This window comes from Variovorax sp. BGA-UO-ETr-C22 (genome assembly GCF_059567965.1).
This window is the reverse complement of sequence record NZ_JCAQPA010000011.1, coordinates 2,787,520-2,813,493: the sequence shown is the minus strand read 5'-3', so window position 1 is coordinate 2,813,493 and position 25,974 is coordinate 2,787,520. Positions and strand designations below refer to the sequence as shown.

Genomic DNA, 25,974 nt, shown 5'->3' with positions numbered 1-25,974 from the left:
TCTCGTTTTTTTGCCAACCCGTCCTTTTCTTCCGAGGATTTCGACAATGAATGATCTGAACAAGCGTTCCCTTCTCAAGCTCGCCGCCCTCACCGCGGTGGCTTCGGCGGCCCTCATCGGCTGCGGCAAGAAGGAAGAGGCGGCCGCCCCCGCAGCATCGCCGGCGCCGGCCCCCGCGGCCGCCCCGGCCCCCGCACCGGCGGCCCCGCTGAACATCGCATTCGCCTATGTCGGTCCCGTGGGCGACGGCGGCTGGTCCTTCGCGCACGACAACGCCCGCAAGGCGCTCGAGAAGGAATTCGGCGACAAGATCAAGACCACCTTCGTCGAAAGCGTGCCCGAGTCGGCCGACGCCGAACGCGTGTTCCGCGACTTCGTGGGCCAGGGCAACAAGCTGATCTTCGGCACCACCTTCGGCTACATGGAACCCATGCTCAAGGTCGCCAACGACAGCAAGGACGTGAAGTTCGAGCATGCCACCGGCTACAAGACCGCCGAGAACATGCGCACCTACGACAGCCGCACCTACGAAGGCGCGTACATGGCCGGCGTGATCGCCGGTTCGATGACCAAGAGCAACACGCTGGGCGTGGTCGGCTCGGTGCCGATTCCTGAAGTGCTGCGCAACATCAACAGCTTCACGCTGGGTGCGCAGTCGGTCAACCCGAAGATCACGACCAAGGTCGTGTGGGTGAACGAGTGGTTCAGCCCGCCCAAGGAAACCGAAGCCGCCACCGCCCTCATCAACGGCGGCGCCGACGTGCTGTTCCAGAACACCGACTCGCCGGCCGTGCTGAAGACAGCACAAGAGAAGGGCAAGCGCGCCTTCGGCTGGGACTCCGACATGACCGCCTACGGCCCGAAGGCCCACCTGGGCTCGGCCATCATCAACTGGGCGCCGTACTACATCAAGACCACGCAGGACGCGCTGGACGGCAAGTGGGCCACCGGCCAGACCTGGTGGGGCGTGAAGGAAGGCGCGATCGACATCGTCTCGATCGCCGAAGACGTGCCCGCCGAAGCCAAGGCCAAGGTCGAGGAAATCAAGAAGGGCCTGAAGGACGGCAGCTTCTCGATCTGGAAGGGCCCGATCGTCGGTCAGGACGGCAAGGAGCTGATCGCCAAGGACGCGGTCGCCGACGACAAGTTCCTGTCGGGCGTGAACTTCTACGTCAAGGGCGTGGAAGGCAAGGTGCCGGGCGGCGACAAGAAGTAATCGATCGATCGATCGCTTCGGCGATTGCCACGAGAAGGGTCGTCTGCGGACGGCCCTTTTTTCATTCAGGAAAGGGATTCACACCATGAAGCTGCAGAGGGTCATGGCGGCAGGCGCGGCACTGCTGGCCGTGTCGATGTCGTTCGCCGCACCGCCGACGTTCTCGACAGAGGAGCAGCGCCTGCGCAAGGCTGTGGACGATGCCGAAATGTGCTTTTACTTCGCCGGCGAATTCAACGGCGACGGTTCGGCGCACGACAAGGAAGTGGCGCGCCAACAGCGCCAGCATTGCGGCAAGGAAGGCCAGCAGCTGGTGCTGCGGGCCTACCGCAAGAACCCGCAGGACACACGCCTCTACCCGGCGGTGCTGCGGCTGGACGGGTTGATGCCGGGGCTCACATTGCCCGCGGCCGAGAAGGCACGGCTGTGTGCCGTGGCCAAGACGGAACTGGCCTGCCCCTGAGTCGGCTTACTGCGCAGCCGCCTGCAGCTGCGCCGCCATCTTCTGGTGGATCAGGTTCACCGCCTTCAATGGCCGCAGCATCACCTTGAACTCGGTGATCCGGCCTTCGGCGTTCCACTTCATCATGTCCACGCCGTTGATGGCGATGCCGTCCAGTTCGAGTTCGAACTCGAGCACGGCATCGGTCGGGCCCTGGAGTTCGCGCACGTAGCGAAAGCTCTCGTTGAAGAAGACCTGGAAGGCCGCGGCGAGGTACTGCTTGGTGATGGCCTTGCCGACCTGCGGTCGGTGCACCACGGGCGAGAGGAAGACGGCGTCGTCGGCCAGCAGGGCGTCGAGCCCCGCCACGTCGCGTGTCTTGACGAGCCGGTGCCAGGTGGAAAGGGTGTCGATCGCCATGGGTCTCCTCGCGCGGTGGATGGATGGAAGAACGGAAAACCCAGTCTAGCGAAGCGCCTGCGGGCCCGTCGTCGCGGGCGCGACGGGGCCGGCAGGCGGCCGGGCTACGCGCCTTGCCAGCGCTTGAGCACCAGCGTGGCGTTGGTGCCGCCGAAGCCGAAGCTGTTGCTCATCACGGTGTCGACGGTGGCGTTCTCGCGCGTGGCGGTGAGGATGGGCATGTCGGCCACTTCGGGGTCGAGCGCCTCGATGTTGGCCGAGCCGGCCATGAAGCTGCCTTCCATCATCAGCAGGCAGTAGATCGCCTCGTGCACGCCGGCGGCGCCCAGCGAGTGGCCCGACAGGCTTTTGGTGGAGCTGATGGCCGGCGCCTTGTCGCCGAAGACTTCGCGCACGCCCTTCATTTCCATGACGTCGCCGACGGGCGTCGAGGTGCCGTGGGTGTTCAGGTAGTCGATGGGCGTGTCGACGGTCGACAGCGCCATCTGCATGCAGCGCACCGCGCCTTCGCCGCTGGGCGCGACCATGTCGTAGCCGTCGGAGGTGGCGCCGTAGCCGACGATCTCGGCGTAGATTTTTGCGCCGCGCGCCAGTGCGTGGTCGAGCGACTCGACCACGACCATGCCGCCGCCGCCGGCGATGACGAAGCCGTCGCGCTCGGCGTCATAGGCACGCGAGGCCTTCTCGGGCGTGTCGTTGTACTTGGTGGACAGCGCGCCCATGGCGTCGAACAGGAACGACTGGGTCCAGTGCTCTTCCTCGCCGCCGCCGGCGAACACGATGTCCTGCTTGCCCATCTGGATCTGCTCCATGGCGTTGCCGATGCAGTGCGCGCTGGTGGCGCAGGCCGAGGCGATGGAGTAGTTCAGGCCCTTGATCTTGAAGGGCGTGGCCAGGCAGGCCGACACGGTGCTGCTCATGGTGCGCGTCACGCGGTAGGGACCGACGCGCTTGACGCCCTTTTCACGCAGCAGGTCGAGCGCTTCCATCTGGTTCAGCGTGGAGGCGCCGCCCGAGCCGGCGATGAGGCCGGTGCGCGGGTTGGACACCTGCTCCTCGGTCAGGCCGGCATCGGCAATGGCGTCCTTCATGGCCAGGTAGGCGTAGGCCGCCGCGTGGCCGACGAAGCGGTAGAGCTTGCGGTCGATGAGGTCTTCGAGGGGAAGGTCGATGGAGCCGGCCACCTGGCTGCGCAGGCCCATTTCGGCGTAGGCCGGCTGGAACCGGATGCCGGGGCGGCTGGCGCGCAGGTTGGCGGAGACGGTCTCCTTGTCGTTGCCCAGGCACGAAACAATGCCCAGACCGGTGATGACGACGCGTCGCATGGCGAAACCCTCAGAAGTTGTCGGTGGAAGTGAACACGCCGACCCGCAGGCCCTCGGCGGTGTAGATCTGGCGGCCGTCGACGCTCACCGAGCCGTCGGCGATGGCCAGGTTCAGCTTGCCCTTGAGCACGCGCTTGATCTGGATGTTGTAGGTGACGAGCTTGGCGGTCGGCAGGACCTGGCCCGTGAACTTCACTTCGCCCGAGCCCAGGGCCCGGCCGCGGCCCGGCAGGCCCTGCCAGCCGAGGAAAAAGCCCACCAGCTGCCACATGGCGTCCAGGCCCAGGCAGCCCGGCATGACCGGGTCGCCTTCGAAGTGGCAGGCGAAAAACCACAGGTCCGGCGTGATGTCGAGTTCGGCCGTGAGTTCGCCCTTGCCGTAGGTACCGCCCTCGGCGCTGATGTGGGTGATGCGGTCCACCATCAGCATGTTCGGGGCGGGCAGCTGTGCGTTGCCGGGGCCGAACAGTTCGCCGCGGCTGCAGCGCAGCAGGTCTTCGCGGGTGAAGGCGTTTTGTAGGGTCATGCGAGTCGATCAAGGACGGCGCCAGGGGCACGAATGCACGCTGCGCGCGGATTGGAGGGAACACGCCCGATGCCGGGCCTGCCGGGGTCCAAGCCTAGCGCATCCGCCATGGCCCGATTTGACCCAGATCAGTTTGGGGGAAATGGGGCTGGCAGCGTATACGTTTTCGGGGATGCCGCGCAGGGTGTCTGCCCTTATGCTGTGCGCGATCACAACGTCGATTTCCCACGCCCCATGACCGATTCCAGCCGCCCCCTCTTCGACCCCAGCTTCGCGCAGCGCATCCCCGCCGAACGCCTGCCCGAGCTGCTGCGTGCCATGCCCAAGGCCGAACTGCACATGCACATCGAAGGCTCGCTCGAGCCCGAGCTGATCTTCGCGCTCGCGCAGCGAAACGGTGTCTCGATTCCGTATGCCAGCGTGGAAGAGCTGCGCAAGGCCTACGCCTTCACCAACCTGCAGACCTTTCTCGACATCTACTACGCCGGCGCCAGCGTGCTGCTGAAAGAGCAGGACTTCTACGACATGGCCTGGGCCTACCTGGAGCGCGCCGCCGCCGACCACGTGGTGCACACCGAGATGTTCTTCGACCCGCAGACGCACACGGCGCGCGGCGTGGCCATGGAGACGGTGGTCAACGGCCTGCACCGCGCCTGCGTCGATGCGCTGCCCAAGCTGGGCGTGAGCGCCTCGCTCATCCTGTGCTTCCTGCGCCACCTGAGCGAGGAAGAGGCCTTCGAGACGCTGGAGCAGGCGCTGCCGTACCGCGACAAGTTCATCGGCGTGGGGCTCGACTCGAGCGAGGTCGGCCACCCGCCCGAGAAGTTCGCGCGCGTGTTCGCGCGCTGCCGCGAACTGGGCTTCCACCTCGTCGCGCACGCGGGCGAAGAGGGCCCGCCGGCCTACGTGTGGAGCGCGCTCGACGTGCTGAAGGTCGAGCGCGTCGACCACGGCGTGCAAAGCGCGAAAGACCCGGCGCTGATGAAGCGGCTGGCGCAAGACCGCATTCCGCTCACCGTGTGCCCGCTGTCGAACCTCAAGCTGTGCGTGTTCCCCGACCTGTCGCAGCACAACCTGGGCGCGCTGCTCGACGCGGGGCTGGTCGCCACCGTCAATTCGGACGACCCGGCCTACTTCGGCGGCTACATGAACCAGAACTTCACGCAGACCTTCGCCGCCACTGGCCTGGGCGTGCAGCAGGCCTGGCAGCTCGCGGCCAACAGCTTCGAGGGCAGCTTCATCGATGCGGCGGCCAAGCGCGCCTACGTCGACCGGCTCAACGCCGTCTTCGCGACCTTCTGAGCCAGCTCGGCCGCGCAGGCGCCGGGACCGGCGTCGCGGCGCGGCACGAGCAGCGGCATCGCCACCAGCGCACAGGCACTGGCCGCCAGCCACACGACCGGCCAGCCCTGCAGCGCCAGCAGGTGCGGAATCGAGAACGGCGTGACGAAGCACACGAGGAACACGCTGGTGTTCGCCATGCCCAGCGCGGTGCCGGCGCGCGCCGCGCCGGCCAGCGTGGCCAGCTCGGTGTACGCCACGCCGTGCCAGGCCGACACGCACACGCCGCTCACGGCCAGCAGCGCGATCAGCGCCAAGCGTAAAGACATGGACGGCGGCTCGGTGCCTGCCGCCATCACCAGCGCGGCCAGGCCCGCGAACAGCAGCACGCTGAGCGCGCTGCAGGCGCGCAGGTAGGCCGGGCGGTTGCGGCGGCGGTCGGTCCAGCGGCCGCTCCACACGCGCATCGCCATCGCGCCGACCTGCACGAAGACCATGGCGGCGGTGATCGTACCCAGGCCCACGTGGCCGAAGTCGTGCAGGAACACCGTGCCGAAGGACAGCACCGCGAACTGCGGCGCGCACAGGATGCCGATGCCGGCCACGATGCGCCACACGCGCACGTCGCGCAGCGGGCCGGTCTTCGGTGCGGCGGCCTCGGTGGTCTTCGGGTGCGGCACGATGGGCGGCTCGTGCACCCAGGCCCAGCTCATCGCCGCGCTCAGCGCGCACAGCAGCGCCAGCAGGCCGTACAGCGCGGCAAAGCCGAAGTGCAGCGCCACGAAGGGCAGCACCAGCGCGCCGATGCCGCCGCCCATCGGCACGGCGGTCTGGCGGATGCTCATGGCCAGGCCGCGCTCGCCGGCGTCGAACCAGGTCATCACCGCGCGCCCGCTGGCACCGTTCACGCTGCCGCCGAGCAGGCCGACCAGCAGCAGCCCCGCGCCCAGCACGCCGAGGCCCGGCACATGGCCGGCGCCCGGCGCGGCCCACAGCGCCATCGCCACCAGCGCGATCGCCGTGCTGCCCAGCCCGGCCAGCAGCACGGGGCGGTCGCCCCAGCGGTCGGTCAGCAGGCCCCAGGGCAGCTCGCTCACGGCGATGCCCAGGCCCATGAGGCCGAGCACCAGGCCGAGCGCGGCGTTGTCGAGCTGGTAGCCGGTGCGCATGAGCACGGCGGTCATGGGAATGCCGCTGAAGGCGACCGAGAAGGCCGCGTTGGCGGCCACGCCGGCGGCGAGCACCTTCCAGCGGTGGCGGGGCGACAGCGGGGTGGAGGAGGGCGAATGGGTCATGTTGCAGCGCAGTGTCCGCCGCTGCAAAGGTTTTGAAAATCAGAAAATAATGAGCAGATCGTCCTGAAATTCAGGATGATCGAAAAGCCTCATGCAAGGACCCGCGATGACCCAGGTGATGTTCGATCTCGACGTGCTGCGCACCTTTTCCACCGGCATGGCCCTCGGCAGCTACGCGCGCGCGGCCGACAAGCTGGGCCGCTCGACCTCGGCCGTGAGCGCGCAGCTCAAGAAGCTGGAGTCGCAGGCCGGCACCGTGCTGTTCCGCAAGGAGGGCCGCGGCCTGGCGCTCACCGATGCGGGCGAGACGCTGCTGGCCTACGCGCACCGCATGCTCGAGCTCAACGACGAGGCCAGCGCCGCCCTGCGCGGCGCGGACCTGCAGGGCTGGGTGCGGCTGGGCCTACAGGAAGACTTCGGCGAAACGCTACTGCCGGCCGTGCTCGGCCGCTTCGCGCGCGCCCATCCCAAGGTGCGCATCGAGGCCTGCGTGGCGCGCAGCGGCGAGCTGCGCGAGCGGCTCGAGCTGGGCCAGCTCGACCTGGCGCTGGCCTGGGATGCGGGCGACCAGCCGCTGTCGCCGCATGCCGAGCGCGTGGCGCGGATGCCGCTGCTGTGGATCGGCCCCACGGCGCCCGAGCGCGTCGATGCGCCCTGGTGGACCGAGCGCGAGCACCGCGCGGGCGTTCGCGCCGTGAAGAGCAAGGAGCCGCTGCCGCTCATCATGCTGGACGCTCCGTGCCCGCTGCGCGAGATCGTCATCACCGCGCTCGACCGCGCCGGCCTGCCGTGGCGCCGCGCCTTCGGCAGCGCCAGCCTGGCGGCGCTGTGGGCCGCGACCTCGGCCGGGCTGGGCCTGACCGTGCGCACGCCGTTCGGCTTGCCTGCGCATGTGCGCGCGCTCGACCGCGCGGTGCTCTCGCTGCCGGCGCTGCCGCAGATCTCGCTCGTGCTGTACCGCGCGCAGGCCCGCGCCGAGGCCCCGGCGAGCCGGCTGGCCACGCTGCTGCTGGAGGCCGTGCGCCAGCATCTGCAGCTCGAGACCGTGCAACCCCGCTGAGCGCAGGCCCTTGCGCGGGCCGCCGCCGCGATGCGTGAGAATCCGCCGCTGGAGACAAGTACAAGAGACAAGACCCAAGCGAGACGGCATGACCACCACGCGGCACAACTCCCTGCACCTGTGGGACGACAGGTTCCTCTACATCACACCGGCGATCCAGTCGGGGCTCACGGCGCGTTCGTCGGCCACGCTGCTGGCGTCGGTGAGCGGCCATCCCTTCACGCTGGAGGCAGTCGACGGCACGCGCGTGCGCTGCACCGCCGCGCTGGTGGGGCCGCACGTGTCGCGCCGGCTCGACGTCGACGGCTGCGGGCTGCTGTCGCTCAACCTCGACCCGGCCTCCAGCGCCTACCGAATGCTCGCGCGGCACATGGGCGGCCACGGCATCCAGCCGATCGACGCGCGCCGCTTCGGCCGCGCGCGCGACGACTTCGAACCGGCACAGCACGGCGCGCTGTCCGACCGGCGCCTGCAGGTGCTGAGCTCCAGGCTGGTCACCGCGATCACCGAGTGCCCCGAGATCGAGGCCGCCATCGACCCGCGCATCGAGCGCGTGCTGCAGGCCATCCGCACGCATGCGGGGCAGATCCCGCTGCGCGAGCTGTCGGCGCTGGCCTTTCTCTCGCCCGACCGGCTCACGCACCTGTTCGCGCAGCAGGTGGGCGTGTCGATCAAGCGCTATGCGCTGTGGACCAAGGTGCGCCGCACGGTGCAGCAGTTCACCGCGCGCCGCCCGCTGACCGACGTGGCGCTGGCCAGCGGCTTCACCGACGCGGCGCACATGAGCCGCACCTTCCAGCGCTACTTCGGCCTGTCGCCGTCCTTCCTGTCGAACCAGGTGCGCGTGACGGCCGACGAGCAGGCCTCGCACGCGTGGGGGCGTGGCCTCGCGCACTGAGGCGCCTTCGAAGGTCTCCAGGCGCGGCGCAGGACAGCGGCTGCGTTCAAGCCGCAGCCGGCCTGCCTGCCTAAGCTGGCGGTGCTCCATCAAGAGAGCATCAACCGGAGACATCCATGAGACAGACATCCTCGCGCGGCGCCATGCCGCTGTCCCTGCTCGCGTTGGTCACAGCGACCACGCTCACCGCCTGCGGTGGCGGTGGTGGAGGCGGCAACGGGTTCCCGTTCTTTCCCATCGGCGGCAACCCGCCCACCAACCCGCCGGCCGAAGGCAGCTACAAGGCCGAGATCCGCCGCACCGCCCTGGGCGTGCCGCACATCAAGGCCGACAACTGGCCCGGCGTGGGCTACGGCTACGGTTTTGCGCAGGCGGAAGACGACCTGTGCACGATGGCCGACTCCTTCCTCACCTACCGCGGCGAGCGTTCGCAGTACCTCGGCGGCGATGCGCAGCTCGTGGCCAGCAGCACCATCGCGCGGCCGAAGAACATCGACTCCGACTTCTTCCACAAGCAGGTGATCTCGGCCGACGTGCTCGCGAAGATGATCGCGGCCCAGCCCGACAACCTGAAGCAGCTGGTCGAGGGCTTCGCCGCTGGCTACAACCGCTACGTGCGCGACGTGAAGGCCGGCGGCACGGCGCACCAGGCCTGCCGCAACGAAGCCTGGGTGAAGCCCATCACGGCCGAGGACATCTACCGCCGCATGTACGCGGCCAACCTCGCGGGCGGCTACAGCAACTTCCTGGCGAACATCGCCAATGCGATCGCACCCGCACCGGCGGCGCCCACCAAGATGGCTGCGCGCGGCGGCGCGAAGAAGGCCTCGCTGCAGGTGGCGGCGCTCGTCAACGTGCCCGAGCTGCAGGTCGGCGGCAAGGAGGGCGTGGGCAGCAACATGATCGGCTTCGGCACCGCCGCCACCGGTGACAGCAGCCCGCTGCTCTTCGGCAACCCGCACTGGTACTGGCGCGGGCCGGACCGCTTCTACCAGGCGCAACTCACGATTCCGGGCCAGCTCAACATCAGCGGCACCTCGTTCCTCGGCATTCCGGTGATCCTCATCGGCTTCAACGACAACATCGCGTGGAGCCACACGGTGTCGACCGCGCGCCGCTTCGGCTTCTACGAACTGAAGCTCGCGGCGGGCGACCCGACCAGCTACATGCGCGACGGCAAGCCCGTGAAGATGCAGGCGCTCAACATCACCGTCAACGTGAAGCAGACCGACGGCAGCGTGGCGCCGGTGACGCGCACGCTCTACAAGTCGGAGTACGGGCCGATGGTCAACCTCACGACCTTCGGTGCGCCGTTCGCCTGGAGCCAGACCACGGCCTTCGCGATCCGCGACATCAACGGCGAGAACTACCGCACCTTCAAGAACTGGCTGCGCTGGAACCAGGCCAAGTCGCTCGATGAGTTCATTGCCATCCAGCGCGAGGAAGCGGCCATTCCGTGGGTCAACACCGTGGCCGTGGGCCGCGGCGCGGCCAAGGCCTGGTATGCGGACATCGGCGCGATTCCCAACGTGTCGCCCGCCCAGGTGGCCAGCTGCACGACGCCGCTGGGCGCGGCGGCCGGCGCCTCGCTGCCGCGCGTGCCCTTCTTCGACGGCTCGAAGAGCGAATGCGACTGGCAGACCGATGCCGACTCGGCGCAGAAGGGCGCCATCGGCGCGGCTCGCTTGCCGAGCCTGCTGCGCGACGACTACGTCGAGAACTCGAACGACAGCTACTGGCTCGCGAACCCGAAGGCGCCGATGACCGGCTACCCGGCCATCATGGGGCCCGCGGGCACGGAGGCCGTGAGCTTCCGCACGCGCCTGGGCAACCTGATGGCGCAGGCGCGCATCGACGGCACCGACAGCTACGCCGGCAAGGCGGCCACGCCCGAGACCGTCAAGCAGATGGTGCTCAACAGCCGCGTGCTGACGGCTGAACTGTTCAAGGACCAGGCGCTGGCCATGGTGTGCGCGACGCCGACGATCAACGTGGCGACCGATCCGCAAGGCGGCGCCGCCATCGGGCGCGACGTGGACACCGGCCCGGCCTGCGCGGTGCTCAAGGCCTGGAACAACACGGGCACGATCGGCGCGCGCGGCGCGCACATCTGGGACGAGTTCTGGAACCGCGCGTCGCTGCAATCCGCGGCCACGCTCTACAACGTGCCGTTCAGCGCGAGCGATCCGATCCACACGCCGCGTGACCTGAAGGCAGGCGCCGCGAGTGCCCTGCAGCAGGCCTTCGGCGCGGCCGTCGCGCGCGTGGAGGCCAGCGGCTTCGCACTCGATGCACAGCGCGGCGACTACCTGTTCGCCACGCGCGGCGGCCAGAAGATCCCGCTGTACGGCGGCTGCCACGGCCCGGGCTACTTCACCATCGCGTGCTCCGAGAACCGTCTGGACAAGGGCGGCTACACCATGGACGGCAACCCGAACGGCAACAGCTACATGCAGATCGTGCGTTTCCCCGAGGGCGGCGTTGAGGCGCACACCTTCCTGACGTTCTCGCTGTCGGATGACCCGGCCTCGGCGCACAACGCCGACTACACCCGGGCCTACAGCGCGGGGCAGTGGCTGAAGGTGCCGTTCTCCGAAGCGGAGATCAAGGGCGACGCGGCCTACCGCAGCGCCGTCGTCAGCGAGTAGATCAGCGAGTAGCGGGCGCCGTGGTGGACGCGGCCGCGCGCTGCGCGAGCCAGTTCCACCCGGCGCCTGCGGCCATGAGCACGCAGGTGCCGAGGAACACCGCGCGCATGCCGATGTGCCCGCCCACGAAGCCGCCCAGCAGCGGGCCCGCCACCTGGCCCGCGTACTGCGCCGAGGTCGAGTAGCCCAGCATGTTGCCGGCCACGCGCTCGGGCACGTTGTGGCGGATCACGCTCGCGATGCAGGGCAGCAGCCCGCCGAGCGACAGCCCCATCAGGAAGCGCAGCGCCACCAGCTGCCAGCCTGCCGTGACGAAGGCCTGCGGCACCAGCAGCAGCGCCGACACCGCGAGGCACCCGACGATCACGTTCCAGTGCCCCACGCGGTCGGCCAGCTTGCCCAGCCGCGAGGCCGAGAGGATGCTGCCGAGCGCGGCGGCCGACATCACGAGGCCGGCCATCATCGTCACGCGCTGCGGGTCGTCGAGCAGCGTGGCGACGTAGACCGTGATGATCGGCTCGATCGACATGTTGGCCAGCATCAGCAGCATGCCGGTGAAGAGCATCGCGACCAGCGGGCGCTTGTCGGGCACGGCGGCCCAGCCGGTGTCGTCGGAGGCGCCGCGTTGCTTCGATGCGGAAGGCGCCTTCTTCTCTTCACGGATGAGAAAGGCCGTCGCGAGAAAGGCGATGAAGATCATCGCGCCCGCCGCGAAGAAGGTGTTGCGGATGCCGACCAGCGGCGGCAGCACCCCACCCACCAGCGGCCCCACGAGGTTGCCCGCCATGATGGCCGACGACATCGTGCCCAGCGCCCAGCCGGTGCGGTCCTTGGGCGTCTGCGTGGCGACCAGCACCATCGAGCCCGAGGCGTACCCGCCGAGCAGCCCCGCCAGCAGCCGCAGGCCCACGAGCTGCCACACGTTGGCCGCCAGACCGATCAGTGCCATCGCCACGGCCATGCCGAGGCTCGCGCGGATCAGCATCGGCTTGCGCCCGTAGCGGTCGGCCAGCCGGCCCCACAGCGGCGCGACCAGCGCGGCGCTCAGGAAAGTGGCGCCATAGGCCGCGCCGGACCACTGCACGATGGCCGCGTGGTCCTTCACACCAAGCTGCTCGACGTACAGCGGCAGGAAGGGCAGCAGCAGCGTCATCGCGATGATGGTCGTGAAGGAGCCGAACATGCAGACGGCGAGGTTGCGCTGCCAGTGTGCGTGGGCGCCCGGTTCGGCTGCAGGGGCGCCTGTTGTCGTTGTCGTCGGGTTGGTCATGGTGGGGAACGCCCATTGTGGGACGACCCGCGCGGGCTGGCGCTTGCCGATTGGTGGGGGCACCCATCGCGGCGCGGGAAGGGCGCAGGCCGTATCCCTTCCGCTGGCACGGTGGGACGGGTTGGTCTAGCCTTGCGTCTGCTACCTTGAACAACCCTCTTTTCAGGACATGGCCATGAAACGCATCGGCATGCTCGTCTTCCCCGGTTTCCAGATCCTCGACCTCGCTGCCATTGCCGCGTTCGAGCTCGCGAACCTCCATGCCGGCAAGCAGGTCTACCAGGTCGAGCTGCTGTCGGAAGAGGGCGGTCCCGTGACCAGCTCGTCGGGCGTGGTCACCGACAGCAAGCGCTTCGGCACGGGGAAGTTCGACACGCTGGTGATGAGCGGCGCGCTCTTCATCGCGCCCACGTCCGAGAAGATGTGCCGCTTCCTGCGCGCGGGGCTGCGCAACGCGCGCCGCGTGACCAGCATCTGCACCGGCGCCTTCGGGCTGGCGGATGCGGGCCTGCTCGACGGACGCCGGGCGACCACGCACTGGTCCTTTGCGGGCGAACTGCAGAAGCGCCATCCCGCCGTCAAGGTGCAGCCCGACCGCATCTTCATCAACGACGTGCCGGTGTGGACCTCGGCCGGCATGACGGCGGGCATCGACCTCGTGCTGGCCCTGGTGGAGGAAGACCTCGGCGTGGAGGCGGCACGGTTCGCGGCGAGGAAGCTGGTCGTGTACCACCGCCGCGCGGGCGGGCAGTCGCAGCATTCCGCGCTGCTCGAACTGGCGCCCAAGTCCGACCGCATCCAGAAGGCGCTGGTGCATGCGCGCGCCAACCTGCGCGAGACGCTGTCGGTGGACGAACTGGCCGAGGTCGCGCACCTCAGCCCGCGCCAGTTCAGCCGCGCCTTCAAGGCCGAGACCGGGCAGTCGCCGGCGCATGCGGTCGAGAACCTGCGCGTGGAGGCGGCACGCGCGCTGATCGACGAAGGCAGCCTCGCGCTCGGCGTGGTCGCGCGTGAAACAGGCTTCGGCGACCCCGAGCGCATGCGCCGCGCCTTCCTGCGCACGCTGGGGCATCCGCCCCAGAGCGTGCGCCGCGTGGCCCGGCGGGAGGCCGCGGCGGCTTGAGCAGTGCATGTCCTGAAAGGTGGTTTATATGACATTTACGCCATCGCCTTGCAGGAAGAAACTTCTCCCCACGGCCACGCATCCGTGGCGACGAAGGAAACTCCATGACTGCAACCCAAGCAAATCCGAACAAGGGCACGGCCCTCATCACCGGCGCGTCGTCGGGCATCGGCGCCGTGTATGCGGACCGTCTCGCGCGGCGCGGCTTCGACCTGATCCTGGTGGCGCGCAACCGCGAACGCCTCGCCGCGCTGGCCGCGAAGCTCTCGGACGAGACCGGGCGCAAGGTCGAGGTTCTCCCGGCCGACCTGTCCGACCGGAAGGACATGGCGTCCGTGGAAGCCGTGCTGCGCACCCGCGGCGACATCACCCTGCTGGTGAACAACGCCGGCTTCGGCGCCGCCGCGCCGCTGCTCGGCTCGGACATCGACAAGATGGAGGACATGATCGAGCTCAACGTGAGCGCGCTCACGCGGCTCACCTATGCGGCCGTGCCCGGTTTCGTCGAACGCGGCGGCGGCACGCTGGTGAACATCGCCTCCATCGTGGCGATCTCGCCCGAGACGCTCAACGGCGTGTACGGCGGCACCAAGGCCTTCGTGCTGGCGCTGAGCCAGTCGCTGCAGCACGAACTGAAGGACAAGGGCGTGCGCGTGCAGGCGGTGCTGCCCGGTGCGACAGCCACCGAGTTCTGGGGCGTTGCGGGCGTGCCGATGGCGCACCTGCCCAAGGAGATCGTGATGACGGCGCAGGACATGGTCGACGCGGCCCTTGCGGGGCTCGACCAGGGCGAGCAGGTCACGATTCCGGCGTTGCCCGACCTCGCAGAGTGGGATGCGTTCGATGCGGCGCGGCGTGCGATGTCGGGCCGGTTGTCGAGCACGGTTCCCGCCGCGCGCTACCTGGCGAACGGGGCGGCGCGGGCATGACACCTGTGCCTGCGTGGCTGTGGGCGGCGAGCAGGGCTCGCTGAGCCCCGACGCTTAAAATCTCCACCCCGCAGCAGGGCGTCCCGGCCTGCTGCGGGGGTTTTGCTTTTCCGGGGCCATGTAGAGGACCACCATGTACAAAAACCTCGCGGGCCGCGCCGTTCTGGCGCTGGCAGCCGCTTGCTTTTTATCTCCCGCCCTGTCCCAGACCGCGCCGCCGAAGCCGCCCCCCGCCAAGGACGCGCTGAAGGTCGGCTTTGTCTATGTCACGCCGGTCACCGATGCCGGCTGGGTGCGCCAGCATGAAGAAGGCCGCAAGGCCGTCGAGGCCGCGCTGGGCCCCCGCGTGAACACCGTCTTCGTCGAGAACGTGCCCGAGGGCGCCGACGCCGAGCGCGTGATCCGCGACCTTGCGCAGCAGGGCAGCCAGCTGATCTTCACGCCCAGCTTCGGCTACATGGAGCCGACGCTGAAGGTCGCGAAGGACTTCCCCGGCGTGAAGTTCGAGTCGATCACCGGCTACAAGACCGCGCCCAACGTCGCCACCGCCAACGCCCGCTACTACGAAGGCCGCTACCTCGCGGGCATCGCGGCCGGGCGCATGACGAAGACGAACGTGGCCGGCTACGTCGCGGGCTTTCCGATTCCCGAGGTGCTGCAGGGCATCAACGCCTTCACGCTCGGCATGCGCTCGGTGAACCCGAAGGCCAAGGTGATCGTGGTGTGGCTCAACGAGTGGTTCGATCCGCCGAAGGAGCGCGACGCGGCGATGGCGCTGTTCAACCAGAACGCCGACGTGCTCGCCTTCCACACCGGCTCCACCGCCGTGATGGCCGCCGCGCAGGAGCGCGGCAAGATGGCCGTGGCCTACCACTCCGACATGCGCAAGATCGCGCCCGACGCGCAGATCGTCGCGGTCACGCACCAGTGGGGCGGTTACTACACGCAACGCGCGAAGGCCGTGCTCGACGGCACCTGGAAGAGCGGCAACCTCTGGGGCGGCGTGAAGGAAGGAATGATCCGCGTCGGCGACTTCGGCACGAAGGTGCCCAAGGCCGTGCAGCAGGAGGTGCTGGCGCGGCAGAAGGACATCGCAGCGGGCAAGCTGCAGCCGTTCCGCGCGGTGGCGGCCGATGTGCGCGACAACGAAGGCCGCGTCGCGATCGCCAAGGGCGCGCAGCTGAGCGTCGAACAGATCCTGCAGATGAACTGGCTGGCCGAGGGCGTGCAGGGGCGGGTGACGCGCTGAGCGTGGCCTTTTGCCCCGCCTGAAGAGAGCGTTGCGCATATAGCACTCATACGCGCAGGGCAATTCCCGCCGTCCGGGGCTGGATTACCCTCCGCATCCACGATGAAAAAAGCCTACCGCGCCTCCCTCCTGCGATTCGACGCCGCCGGCCTGCCTGTCTTCGACGAGGACGGCCTGCTGGTCGTCGCCCCCGACAGCACCGGCCGCCAGCGCGTGCTCGACGCCGGCAGCCATGCCGACGTGTCGCAGCGCCATGCCGGCGCCCACACCACCCACCTGCCGGGCCGCATCCTGGCGCCGGGCTTCGTGGACATGCACGTGCATTACCCGCAGACCGACATCATCGGCGCGCCCGCCGCCGGCCTGCTGCCCTGGCTCGAGAACTACACCTTCCCGGCCGAAAGCAAGTTCGCCGACCCCGCGCACTCGCGCGTGGTGGCCGACGTGTTCTTCGACGAGCTGCTGCGCAACGGCGTGACCACGTCGCTGACCTTCGCGACCTCGCACGTCGCCTCGGTCGACGCCTTCTTCGAGAGCGCGCAGCGCCGCCAGCTGCGCATGATCACCGGCAAGGTGCTGCAGGACCGCAACTCGCCCGACGGCGTGCGCGACGACACCGAGCAGAGCCTGGTCGACACCGAGGCGCTGATCCGCAAGTGGCACAACGTCGATCGCCTGGGCTACGCCATCACGCCGCGCTTCGCGCCCACCAGCACCGACGCGCAGATGCGCGGCGCCGGCGAGCTGGCCGCGAAGTACGGCGACACCTGGATCCAGTCGCACGTGGCCGAGAACCGCGACGAGGTGAAGTGGGCGCGCGAGCTGTACCCCAAGTCGCGCTCCTACCTGGACGTGTACGCCGACTTCGGCCTGCTGCGCGAGCGCGCCGTGTACGCCCACTGCATCTACCTGGATGACACCGACCGTGCGCTCATGCACGAGACGAAGACGGCCGCCGCCGTGAGCCCCACGAGCAACCTGTTCCTGGGCAGCGGCTTCTTCGACTTCGGCGCGGCCGACCGCCTCGAACAACCCTACGGCCTGGCCAGCGACGTGGGCGGCGGCACCAGCTTCAGCCCCTTCCACACCATGCTGGCCGCGTACTACGTGGGCCGCGAGGGCCAGACCAAGACCGGCCTGAGCATCGCGCCCTCGCGGCTGTGGTGGCACCACACCGGCGGCGCCGCGCGTTCGCTGGGGCTCGACGGCGTGGTCGGCAACCTGCAGCCGGGCTGCGAAGCCGACTTCCTGGTGCTCAACCCGTCAGCCACGCCGCTGCTGGCGCGCAAGACCTCGCTGGCCAACAACCTCGAAGAGCTGCTGTTCGCGATGATCGTGCTGGGCGACGACCGGCTGGTCGAGCGCACGGTGATTTCGCAGGCGGGCTGAGCGGCGCCTGCGGGGGAGGGTGCGCAGGCGCCCATGCCACAATTCGGCCCCGATTTCCCCCGCAGCAGCATCAGCGAGCGCATATGAGCATCAAGAGCGACAAATGGATCCGGCGCATGGCCGAGAACGAAGGAATGATCGATCCCTTCGAACCGGGCCAGGTGCGCGAGAACGACGGCCACAAGATCATCAGCTACGGCACCTCGAGCTACGGCTACGACATCCGGTGCGCGCCCGAGTTCAAGGTCTTCACCAACATCCACAGCACGGTGGTCGACCCGAAGAACTTCGACGAGAAGAGCTTCGTCGACATGCACGGCGACTACTGCATCATCCCGCCCAACAGCTTCGCGCTGGCGCGCACCGTGGAGTACTTCCGCATCCCGCGCAACGTGCTGACCATCTGCCTGGGCAAGAGCACCTACGCGCGCTGCGGCATCATCGTCAACGTGACCCCGTTCGAGCCCGAGTGGGAAGGCTACGTGACGCTGGAGTTCAGCAACACCACGCCGCTGCCCGCCAAGATCTACGCGGGCGAAGGCTGCGCGCAGGTGCTGTTCTTCGAGAGCGACGAGGTCTGCGAGACCAGCTACAAGGACCGCGGCGGCAAGTACCAGGGCCAGCGCGGCGTCACGCTGCCCAAGACCTGACAGCCTGATACAGGCATCCTGACCGCCGGTTACGTTCCGGGCGGCCGGGCCAAGTACCATCCTGCGACGTTCCGGCAAATACGCCGTTCAGCAAGCCGGCAAGGAGACTGCGATGAGATGGGAAGGCAACGAACAATCCGACAACGTCGAAGACCGCCGTGATGGTGGGGGCGGCGGCGGTGGTGGTGGCGGCCTGTTTGGCGGGCGCAGCATCGGCATCGGCACCATCGCGGTCGCGCTCATCGCGGGCTGGGTCTTCGGCATCAATCCGCTCACCGTGCTGAGCCTGCTCAGCGGCGGCGGCGACCCGGTCCAGGTGCAGCAACAGCAGCAAGGCCCCGCGCCCAAGCCACCCACCGGCGACCGCGAGGCGGCCTTCGTCTCCACCGTGCTGAAGAACACCGAGGTGGTCTGGACCGATCTCTTCCGCAAGAGCGGCGGCAGCTACCAGGCGCCCCGGCTCGTGCTGTTCCGCGGTGCCACGCCCACGGCCTGCGGCACCGGGCAATCGGCCATGGGGCCGTTCTACTGCCCGGGCGACAAGAAGGTCTACATCGACCTGGCGTTCTACGACACCCTCAAGAACCAGCTCGGCGCGCCCGGCGAGTTCGCGCAGGCGTACGTCATCGCGCACGAGGTCGGCCACCACGTGCAGGACGAACTCGGCATCACCGCCAAGGTCGACGGCATGCGCGGGCGCCTGAGCCAGTCGCAGAACAACGCCATCAGCGTGCGCGTCGAGCTGCAGGCCGACTGCTTCGCGGGCGTGTGGGCGCACCACTCGCAGGAGTCGAAGAAGTGGCTCGACCCGGGCGACATCGAGGCCGCCATGAACGCCGCGCAGAAGATCGGCGACGACGCCCTGCAGCGTTCCGCGGGCCGCGCCGTGGTGCCCGACAGCTTCACCCACGGCTCCAGTGCACAGCGCCAACGCTGGTTCGGCACGGGCTACCAGACGGGTGAAATGAAGTCCTGCGACACCTTCAACGCGCGCAATCTGTAAAGATTGTCTCCCGAGATCCCCGGATTCATTGGGGTCTTTGCTATTGAATAAATAGCAATTCGGCCTGCGCGGATGTTGTCGTTTCGTTGTCACTGCCGTTTTTTGCGGCAGTGCGACAATAGAAGGCTCAATGACAATGTCCTTCTCCAATCTTTCGCTGGCAGAACCGCTGGCCCGCGCCGTGGCCGAAATGGGCTACGAGACCATGACGCCCATCCAGGCACAGGCCATTCCGGTCGTGCTTTCAGGCCAGGACGTGATGGGCGCCGCGCAGACCGGCACCGGCAAGACGGCGGCGTTCTCGCTGCCCTTGCTGCAGCGCATGCTCAAGCACGAAAACGCCTCCACCTCGCCCGCGCGGCATCCGGTGCGTGCGCTGGTGCTGCTGCCCACGCGCGAGCTGGCCGACCAGGTCGCGCAACAGGTCAAGCTGTACGCCAAGTACACCAACCTGCGCAGCACGGTCGTGTTCGGCGGCATCGACATGAAGCCCCAGACGCTGGAGCTGAAGAAGGGCGTCGAAGTGCTCGTGGCCACGCCGGGCCGGCTGCTCGATCACATCGAGGCCAAGAACGCGGTGCTCAACCAGGTCGAATACGTCGTGCTCGACGAGGCCGACCGCATGCTCGACATCGGCTTCCTGCCCGACCTGCAGCGCATCCTGAGCTACCTGCCCAAGCAGCGCACCACGCTGCTGTTCTCGGCCACCTTCTCGCCCGAAATCAAGCGGCTGGCCAGCAGCTACCTGCAGAACCCGGTCACCATCGAAGTGGCGCGGCCGAACGAAACGGCCTCCACCGTCGAACAGCATTTCTACAGCGTCTCCGACGACGACAAGCGCCGTGCGCTCAAGCAGATCGTCAAGCAGCGCGGCATTACGCAGGCCTTCGTGTTCGTCAACAGCAAGCTCGGCTGCGCGCGCCTCGCACGCTCGCTGGAGCGCGACGGTCTGCGTACCACCGCACTGCACGGCGACAAGAGCCAGGACGAACGCCTGAAGGCGCTCGCCTCGTTCAAGGCCGGCGAAGTCGACCTCTTGGTGTGCACCGACGTCGCGGCCCGCGGCCTGGACATCAAGGACGTGCCCGCCGTCTTCAACTTCGACATCCCGTTCAACGCCGAAGACTACGTGCACCGCATCGGCCGCACGGGCCGTGCCGGCGCCTCGGGCCTGGCCGTGAGCTTCGCCAGCGGCGGCAACGATGCGCGCCTGGTGGCCGACATCGAGAAGCTGATCAAGAAGAAGATCGAGCTTGAACCCGTCGAGTTCGAAGAAGACCGCCCGCGTGGCCGCATCAACGACGGACGCCGCCACTGGCGTGAAGAAGGCGAAGCCGGCGACGCACGCGACGTGCTCGACCAGCCGCGCGAACGCCGCGAAGCCGACACCCGCCGCAGCATGAGCGGTGGTGGCCGCCCGCACCGTGCGCCGTCCGCGCCGCGCGATCCGTTCTTCGACAAGCCCTACGAATCCGGCGAACGCGAAGCCGCCCCGGCCTGGGAAGCGTCGGCCAAGGCCGCACCCGCACGCGGCATCTCGAGCAACATCAAGAGCAAGCGCAAGGTCGCGGCACTGTTCAAGGCGGCCGAGCCGGGTTGAACCGGGGCTGCGCGACAGCGAAAGTAAAAAAGTCGGGCATGCCCGGCTTTTTTACGTCTGCGCTGCGCGCGATCAGGCCACGCGAAAGTGATGCGTGCCGTCGCGCCCCAGTTGCTCCACCAGTCCGAACTCCCAGTCCAGGTAGCCCTGCATGGCCTCGGCGGGCGCGTCGGTGCCTTCGTAGGGCCGGCGGTAGCGGTCGGTGCGGGCGGTGGCCAGCCGGGTCTCGCCGGTCTCGGCCGGCAGCCCGGCGGCGAACCAGGCGGTGTTGCCGCCCGTGAGCACCTGCACCTTCACGTCGCGCTGGCCGCGCGCGTCGAGCAGGGTGCGCAGGTCCGCTGCGGCGTAGCGCGCGAGCAGGCTGCTGCCGCAGGTCAATACGTAGCGCGGCGCGGACGGGATCGCGTTGTTGTCGATCGCCTGCGCCAGCTGCGCGCGGATCGCGTACCAGGCGCCGGGAATGTGGCGCTTCACGTAGTTGGCGCTCGTGGTCACGTCGATCACGGCGGTGGCGGGCTGCTGCTTCAGCAACTCGGCCAAGGCTTGGGGCGCGATCTCGGCGACCGTGGCCGCGACGGGCGGGTAGGCCGACGTCGGCGTGCCGGTCTCGCTGAGCGCGCTGGCTGGTGGCACCGCGTCGGGCACGTACACCTCCCAGCCCATCTGCGCGAGCCATGAGGCGCTCATCGATGCGCGCACGCCGTCGTCGTCGGCCAGCACGATACGTGCGCCGCGCACCGGCACCTGGTGGTCGGTTTCCTGCACGAGCTGCCCGCCGGGCGCGCTCGCGAAGCCGGGCAGGTGGCCGGCGGTGTATTCCTCGGGCGTGCGCACGTCGAAGCGGTACACGGTGCGGCCCGGGGCCTCGAGCGTGCCGAGTGCGTCGAGGGCGATGCGGTGCACGCCCGCGGCGTCGGCCACGCGGCGCGCATCGGTTTGCGCCTGCGCGCGGTTCGCCTCAGACACTGCAGCCGGCGCCTGCCGGCCCGCGCCGTGGTCGAGCACCTGGCCCGCGAGCTTCCAGCCGATGGTGCCGTTGCGCAGCGCCGCCACCGGGTTCGGGATGCCTGCGTTCACGAGCGACTGCGTGCCGATGATGCTGCGCGTGCGGCCCGCGCAGTTCACGATCACGCGCGTGGCCGGGTCGGGTGCGAGCTCGCGCACGCGCAGCACCAGCTCCGCGCCGGGCACGCTGGTGGCCGAGGGGATGCTCATGGTCTGGTATTCGTCGAAGCGGCGCGCGTCGAGCACGACGACGTCGGCGCGGCTGTCGATGAGCGCCTTCACCTCAGGCGCCGACAGCGAGGGCGTGTGCCGCTCGTGCTCGACCAGCTCGCCGAAGGACTTGCTCGGCACGTTCACGTCGCGGAACAGCTCGCCGCCCGCCGCGCGCCAGCCTTCGAGCCCGCCGTCGAGCAGGTGCACGTTGGTGTAGCCCAGCGCGGCGAAGGTGCGTGCGGCCAGCGGCGCGAGATCGACACCGTCGTGCGCGCCGTACAGCACGATGAAGGTGTCGCGCCGCGGAATGCGTCGCCACGCTTCGATCTCGATGCGCGACAGCGGCAGGTTGGCGGCCCACAGCGGGTGCTCCTGCGCGAACGGGTCTTCCTCGCGCAGGTCGAGCAGCGCGGTCTCCTCGCGCGCGATCAGCCGTTCGCGCAGCGCGGCGAAGGGCAGCAGGGGAAAGGAGGCGGTCGTGGTCGTCGTCATGCGGCAGTGTTTCGGAGTTCGGCGGAGCGGTCCCACAGGTTGGGCAGCAGCGTGTTGGAGTAGCCGGAGACGAAGGGCTTGCGCCCGCCTTCGGCCGGATAGGTGTGGCGGCGCACGGCGCCGATGTTGGCGCCGTACACGTGGATGCTGATCGACACGCGGTCGGCGTGCGCGTTGTGCACGCGGTGCAGGTCGCCCACGGTGGGCGACACGGCCTCGACATGGCCCGCGTCGAGCCGCACCGGCTCGCCCTGGGGCCGCGCGGTGCCGTCGGCGTCGAGCGCGTAGGGCTGGCTGTACTCGGCGCCGCGCAGCATGCCGATGAGGCCCCACACCGTGTGGTCGTGGATCGGCGTGGCCTGGCCTGGTCCCCAGACGAAGCTCACGACCGAGAAGCGCTCGGTGCTGTCGGCGTGCAGCAAAAACTGCTGGTAGTAGGTCGGGTCGGCCACGGCGAAGGCGTCGGGCAGCCAGTCGTCGCGCCCCACCAGCGTGCGCAGCAGCGCGCCGCCTTCGGACAGGATGCGCGGCTCGTCGGGCCGGCTGTCGAGCAGCCGGCCGAAGGCGCCGACGAAATCGCGCAGCGGAGCAATCATGCGGGGCGTTTCCAGAGTTGGGTGTCGGTGATCGCGCGCACATCCACGCGTGTGGGAAGGATACCGTCACGCGCCGAGCGGTCGGCCACAGTTTGTAGCGCGGCGATGTCGGCCTCGCTCACGGGCCGCCCCGCCACCGAGGCGCGCGCCGTGATGAGGCGCGCCGAGGCAATCGGCAGCCGCGTGAGCTGGCTGTAGGCCTGCGCATAGGCCTCGGGGTTGGCCAGCGCCCAGTCGCCCGCGCGGGCGAGCCGCTCGAGGAACTGCACGATGGCCGCGCGCTTGGCCGCATCGGCCAGCGAATGCTCGCTCGCGGTGATGAAGCCCAGCGCCGTGTTGATGCCGCGCCCGTCGCGCAGGATGCGCCCGCCCTGCTGCAGCGCGATGGCGTAGTAAGGGTCGAAGATGGCCCAGGCGTCGATCTGCTTCGACGCGAACGCGGCGGCCGCGTCGGTGGGCAGCACGAACTTCACCGTGACCTCGTCGCGCCGCACGCCGGCCTCTTCGAGCGCGCCGTAGAGCTGGTACTGCGAGATGCTGCCGCGCGCCGACGAGACGACCACTGTCTGGCCGCGCAGGTCGGCCACGCGGCGCAGCGGCGAGTCGGGCTGCACCACGATGCCCAGCGACTCGGCCTTGCCCACGCGCGTGGCGACGATCTTCAGCGGCGTCTTGCCGACGGCCGCCGCGAGCACCGGCAGGTCGCCGGCCATCGCGGTGTCGACGGCGGCGCTGCGCTGCGCCTCGAACAGCGGCGCGGCGCCCTGGAAGTTGGCCCAGCGGTAGGCAAAGGGCGCGTCGTCGAGGGCCTTGGAGGCCTCGAACAGCGAGCGCAGGCCGCCGGCCTGGTCGCCGAGCACCAGCGTGGCCTGGGGTTGCGCCATCGCGCGCAGCGGGCCGGCCGTGGCCAGCGACAGCGCGGCGCTTTGCGCGAGCCAGGCGCGGCGAGAAATTGGCAGCGCGCTCATGCTGCAGCTCCCGATGCCTGCAGCGCCCGCTGGCCCGCCGCGACCAGGATCGCGTCGTTCTGCGGCGTGTGGATGCGGCTGCACAGCACGTCGCGGTAATGGCGTTCGAGCGGGTTCTGGCGCGTGAGGCCGTGATTGCCGCTCAGCTGCAGCGCCAGCTCGATCACGCGGATGGCGTGCGTGGTCACGGTGTGCTTGAGCAGGCCGCTGTCGGTCGCGTGCGGGGTGTGGCCGCTGTCGACCGCGGAAGCCGCGTCGTCGAGCAGCACGCGGTTGGTGCGCAGCAGCGCCTCGATCTCGCCCACCTGCTCCTGCACGCGCGGCAGGCTGGCCAGCGGCGCACCCAGGCTGCCGGGCGCGCGCCGGTTCAGGAAGTCGACCAGCCAGTCGCGCGCGGCGTGCGCCACGGCGTCGTAGAGGCTGCCCAGCAGCACGACCATCCAGGCCTGCTGCGCCGCATGGGCGTCGATGTCGGTCTGGCTGCCGGCGCCGGGCGCCCAGTCGGCGGGCGCGCGCAGGTCGACGGCGTGGTCGGCGGCAATGGCGACGTCCTCGAACACCACCTCGTGGCTGCCCGAGGCGCGCAGGCCCAGGTGGTCCCAGCTCGCGATCACGCGGATGCCGGGTGCGTCGCGCGGCACCAGGAACACGCCGGTGCGCGGCGCGGGCTCGTCGGTGCGCGCCCAGACCGCGAGCCACGACAGGCCCTCGATGCCGGTCGTGTAGAGCTTGTGGCCGTCGATGCGCCAGCCCTCGGGCGTGCGCCGCGCCACGGTGCCGGGCAGGCCGCCGCGCGCCGGCGAGCCCAGCGCGGGCTCCACGCGCAGCGCGTTGATGAGCGCGCCGTGCGCCACCGCGTCGCGTGCCACGCGCTCGCGCACGTGCGCGGGCCAGCGGCTCTCGCGGCGCGCGAGCGCCTGGTGCTGCAGGTAGGTCATGGTGAGGATCAGTGCGGTGGCGGGCTCGCCACGCGCCACCGCCGCGATCACGCGGCGCGCCGTGGCCAGCGTGGCACCGCCGCCGCCGTATGCGGCGGGCGCGACGAGGCCGATCAGGCTGTGCGCCTGCAGCGCCTCGAAGTTCTGGCGCGGAAAGGCGCCGCTGCGGTCGTGGTCTTCCGCCGTGGACGCGAACTGGTCCGACAGGCGGGCCAGCACGGCGGGATCGACGGAGGGCGGGGTGTCTGTGTCGGGAACGGCCGGCGCGCGGCGCAAGGGGAGTGCACTCATGGTGTCCGCACGGTAAAGGCCCGCTGCCAGCGCGCGAAGGATGCATCGCGCATATCCAAATTCGTTTTTCTGCGTTCGTTTTCGGGGCCCACCTCGGTACGGTCTCGCTTCTCCTCGTGAGTGAGTGAAGAAGAAAGAACACAAGGCATGACACCCGATTTCCCGCTGGACCGACGCCGCCTGCTGCAGGCCGCCGCCGCATGGGGTGTGGCGGCTTCGGGCGTGGCGCAGGCCGCCGCACCGTCGCGCGACCTGTCGGGCGTGACGCTGCGCGTGGGCACCTACAAGGGCCTGTGGCGCCCGCTGCTCACGGCCTCGGGCCAGGCCGACACGCCCTACAAGATCGACTGGCGCGAACTCAACAACGGCGTGCTGCACATCGAGGCCATCAACGGCGACGCGCTCGACCTGGGCTCGGGCAGCGAGATTCCGCCGGTGTTCGCGGCGCGGCAGAAGTCGAGCGTGCGGCTCGTGGCCGTGACGCACGAAGACCTCAACAACCAGGCCACGCTGGCGCGCAAGGACTCGGCCATCCGCAGCATCGCCGACCTCAAGGGCAAGCGCGTGGGCTACGTGCGTGCCACCACCTCGCACTACTACCTGGCCAAGCAGCTGGCCGAAGCGGGCCTGTCGTTCGCCGACATCCAGCCCGTGAGCCTCACGCCGGCCGACGGCCTCTCGGCCTTTGCGCGCGGCGACCTCGATGCCTGGGCCATCTACGGCTACAACGGCCAGCTCGCGCGCACCCAGTACGGCGCGCGCACGCTCAAGACCGGCGTGGGCTACCTGTCGGGCAACTTCCCCATCTACGCCAACCCGCGCGCGCTCGACGACACGCTGCGCCGCGCGGCGCTGGGCGACCTGCTGCAGCGCCTGCAGCGCGCGTTCGCCTGGATCAACGGCAACTTCCTGGCCTACGCCCGCGCGCAGTCGGCCGAGACGCGCGTGCCCGTGGGCGACCTGGTCGAGCTGTTCAACGGCCGCAGCGGCGACTACAGCCTGGGCCCGGTCACCGACGCCGTGGTGCGCAGCCACCAGGACGTGGCCGACACCTTCCAGAAGATCGGCGTGCTCGACGGCCCCGCCGACGTGAAGCCGCTGTGGGACCGCCGCTTCGAAAACCTGCTGCGGCTTCCTGCCGCCTGAC

General features: G+C 69.4%; 23 protein-coding genes. 14 read left to right on the top strand and 9 right to left on the bottom strand.

Annotated elements, in window-relative coordinates; genetic code table 11:
* The first annotated feature begins 46 nt into the window (after window positions 1–46).
* Both AC57B8_RS33435 and AC57B8_RS33430 read left to right on the top strand, forming a co-directional pair.
* Window positions 47–1,216, top strand: coding sequence for a BMP family ABC transporter substrate-binding protein (locus AC57B8_RS33435; RefSeq protein WP_062477516.1), 1,170 nt, complete (start codon window positions 47–49; stop codon window positions 1,214–1,216).
* 85 nt (window positions 1,217–1,301) lie between these two features.
* Window positions 1,302–1,679: a hypothetical protein gene (locus tag AC57B8_RS33430; protein ID WP_496482007.1), complete on the top strand. Its 378-nt coding sequence runs from the start codon at window positions 1,302–1,304 to the stop codon at window positions 1,677–1,679.
* Between the two features lie 6 nt (window positions 1,680–1,685).
* On the opposite strand, the gene AC57B8_RS33425 is transcribed toward AC57B8_RS33430, so the two are convergent.
* The 3 genes from AC57B8_RS33425 to fabA form a co-directional block, all read right to left on the bottom strand.
* Complete coding sequence (locus AC57B8_RS33425; RefSeq protein ID WP_307694530.1) at window positions 1,686–2,078, bottom strand: nuclear transport factor 2 family protein; 393 nt, start codon at window positions 2,076–2,078, stop codon at window positions 1,686–1,688.
* A 104-nt stretch (window positions 2,079–2,182) separates the two neighbouring features.
* Window positions 2,183–3,403, bottom strand: coding sequence for a beta-ketoacyl-ACP synthase I (fabB, locus tag AC57B8_RS33420; RefSeq protein WP_159277965.1), 1,221 nt, complete (start codon window positions 3,401–3,403; stop codon window positions 2,183–2,185).
* Between the two features lie 10 nt (window positions 3,404–3,413).
* Window positions 3,414–3,929, bottom strand: coding sequence for a 3-hydroxyacyl-[acyl-carrier-protein] dehydratase FabA (fabA, locus tag AC57B8_RS33415; protein ID WP_095744206.1), 516 nt, complete (start codon window positions 3,927–3,929; stop codon window positions 3,414–3,416).
* 234 nt (window positions 3,930–4,163) lie between these two features.
* Here fabA and AC57B8_RS33410 point away from each other — a divergent pair, with 234 nt between their 5' ends.
* Window positions 4,164–5,231, top strand: a complete 1,068-nt coding sequence (locus AC57B8_RS33410; protein ID WP_307694528.1) for an adenosine deaminase — start codon at window positions 4,164–4,166, stop codon at window positions 5,229–5,231.
* Here the strand turns inward: AC57B8_RS33410 and AC57B8_RS33405 are convergent.
* Window positions 5,192–6,505, bottom strand: a complete 1,314-nt coding sequence (locus AC57B8_RS33405) for an MFS transporter (protein WP_496482006.1) — start codon at window positions 6,503–6,505, stop codon at window positions 5,192–5,194. The two genes, AC57B8_RS33410 and AC57B8_RS33405, sit on opposite strands and share 40 nt — an antisense overlap.
* 106 nt (window positions 6,506–6,611) lie before the next feature.
* Between AC57B8_RS33405 and AC57B8_RS33400 the strand changes: the two genes are divergently transcribed.
* The 3 genes from AC57B8_RS33400 (at window position 6,612) to AC57B8_RS33390 (ending at window position 11,111) form a co-directional block, all read left to right on the top strand.
* Complete coding sequence (locus tag AC57B8_RS33400; protein ID WP_307637305.1) at window positions 6,612–7,565, top strand: LysR substrate-binding domain-containing protein; 954 nt, start codon at window positions 6,612–6,614, stop codon at window positions 7,563–7,565.
* A gap of 88 nt (window positions 7,566–7,653) precedes the next feature.
* Window positions 7,654–8,463 (top strand): helix-turn-helix domain-containing protein, encoded by an 810-nt coding sequence (locus tag AC57B8_RS33395; RefSeq protein WP_495266109.1) that lies wholly within the window; start codon window positions 7,654–7,656, stop codon window positions 8,461–8,463.
* A 116-nt stretch (window positions 8,464–8,579) separates the two neighbouring features.
* Entirely contained in the window at window positions 8,580–11,111 is a 2,532-nt protein-coding gene (locus tag AC57B8_RS33390; protein ID WP_495305494.1) for a penicillin acylase family protein, read from the top strand.
* 1 nt (window position 11,112) lies between these two features.
* Here the strand turns inward: AC57B8_RS33390 and AC57B8_RS33385 are convergent, their stop codons facing one another.
* Window positions 11,113–12,381 carry an MFS transporter gene (locus tag AC57B8_RS33385; protein WP_495305493.1) on the bottom strand — a complete coding sequence of 423 codons (1,269 nt, stop codon included), beginning with the start codon at window positions 12,379–12,381 and terminating at the stop codon, window positions 11,113–11,115.
* A 175-nt stretch (window positions 12,382–12,556) separates the two neighbouring features.
* On the opposite strand from AC57B8_RS33385, the gene AC57B8_RS33380 reads away from it, so the two are divergent.
* The 7 genes from AC57B8_RS33380 (at window position 12,557) to AC57B8_RS33350 (ending at window position 20,324) form a co-directional block, all read left to right on the top strand.
* Entirely contained in the window at window positions 12,557–13,504 is a 948-nt protein-coding gene (locus AC57B8_RS33380; protein WP_496482005.1) for a GlxA family transcriptional regulator, read from the top strand.
* A 104-nt stretch (window positions 13,505–13,608) separates the two neighbouring features.
* A complete protein-coding gene (locus AC57B8_RS33375; RefSeq protein WP_496482004.1) occupies window positions 13,609–14,433 on the top strand; it encodes an SDR family NAD(P)-dependent oxidoreductase in 825 nt (274 codons plus the stop codon).
* A 133-nt stretch (window positions 14,434–14,566) separates the two neighbouring features.
* A complete protein-coding gene (locus AC57B8_RS33370) occupies window positions 14,567–15,682 on the top strand; it encodes a BMP family ABC transporter substrate-binding protein (protein ID WP_496482003.1) in 1,116 nt (371 codons plus the stop codon).
* Window positions 15,683–15,784: 102 nt separating this feature from the next.
* Window positions 15,785–17,071 carry a guanine deaminase gene (gene guaD, locus AC57B8_RS33365; RefSeq protein WP_095744216.1) on the top strand — a complete coding sequence of 429 codons (1,287 nt, stop codon included), beginning with the start codon at window positions 15,785–15,787 and terminating at the stop codon, window positions 17,069–17,071.
* An 83-nt stretch (window positions 17,072–17,154) separates the two neighbouring features.
* On the top strand, window positions 17,155–17,721 hold the full coding sequence (gene dcd / locus AC57B8_RS33360; RefSeq protein WP_062477547.1) for a dCTP deaminase: 567 nt from the start codon (window positions 17,155–17,157) through the stop codon (window positions 17,719–17,721).
* A gap of 112 nt (window positions 17,722–17,833) precedes the next feature.
* Window positions 17,834–18,724 (top strand): KPN_02809 family neutral zinc metallopeptidase, encoded by an 891-nt coding sequence (gene ypfJ, locus AC57B8_RS33355; RefSeq protein WP_496482002.1) that lies wholly within the window; start codon window positions 17,834–17,836, stop codon window positions 18,722–18,724.
* 130 nt (window positions 18,725–18,854) lie between these two features.
* The gene (locus AC57B8_RS33350; protein ID WP_062477554.1) at window positions 18,855–20,324 is read left to right on the top strand and encodes a DEAD/DEAH box helicase; all 1,470 of its coding nucleotides are present in this window, start codon (window positions 18,855–18,857) and stop codon (window positions 20,322–20,324) included.
* Between the two features lie 72 nt (window positions 20,325–20,396).
* Here the strand turns inward: AC57B8_RS33350 and AC57B8_RS33345 are convergent, their stop codons facing one another.
* Genes AC57B8_RS33345 through AC57B8_RS33330 form a run of 4 tightly spaced genes read right to left on the bottom strand, consistent with a single transcriptional unit; the run spans window position 20,397 to window position 24,827 of the window.
* Entirely contained in the window at window positions 20,397–22,034 is a 1,638-nt protein-coding gene (locus AC57B8_RS33345) for a rhodanese-related sulfurtransferase (RefSeq protein WP_496482001.1), read from the bottom strand.
* Complete coding sequence (locus AC57B8_RS33340) at window positions 22,031–22,630, bottom strand: cysteine dioxygenase family protein (RefSeq protein WP_496482000.1); 600 nt, start codon at window positions 22,628–22,630, stop codon at window positions 22,031–22,033. The genes AC57B8_RS33345 and AC57B8_RS33340 overlap by 4 nt, the downstream gene beginning before the upstream one ends.
* Complete coding sequence (locus AC57B8_RS33335; protein WP_354347571.1) at window positions 22,627–23,598, bottom strand: ABC transporter substrate-binding protein; 972 nt, start codon at window positions 23,596–23,598, stop codon at window positions 22,627–22,629. Before AC57B8_RS33335 ends, AC57B8_RS33340 begins: the two co-directional genes overlap by 4 nt.
* Entirely contained in the window at window positions 23,595–24,827 is a 1,233-nt protein-coding gene (locus tag AC57B8_RS33330) for an acyl-CoA dehydrogenase family protein (protein ID WP_496481999.1), read from the bottom strand. The genes AC57B8_RS33335 and AC57B8_RS33330 overlap by 4 nt, the downstream gene beginning before the upstream one ends.
* 147 nt (window positions 24,828–24,974) lie before the next feature.
* Between AC57B8_RS33330 and AC57B8_RS33325 the strand changes: the two genes are divergently transcribed.
* Window positions 24,975–25,973 (top strand): ABC transporter substrate-binding protein, encoded by a 999-nt coding sequence (locus AC57B8_RS33325; protein WP_062482537.1) that lies wholly within the window; start codon window positions 24,975–24,977, stop codon window positions 25,971–25,973.
* Window position 25,974: the final 1 nt, after the last annotated feature.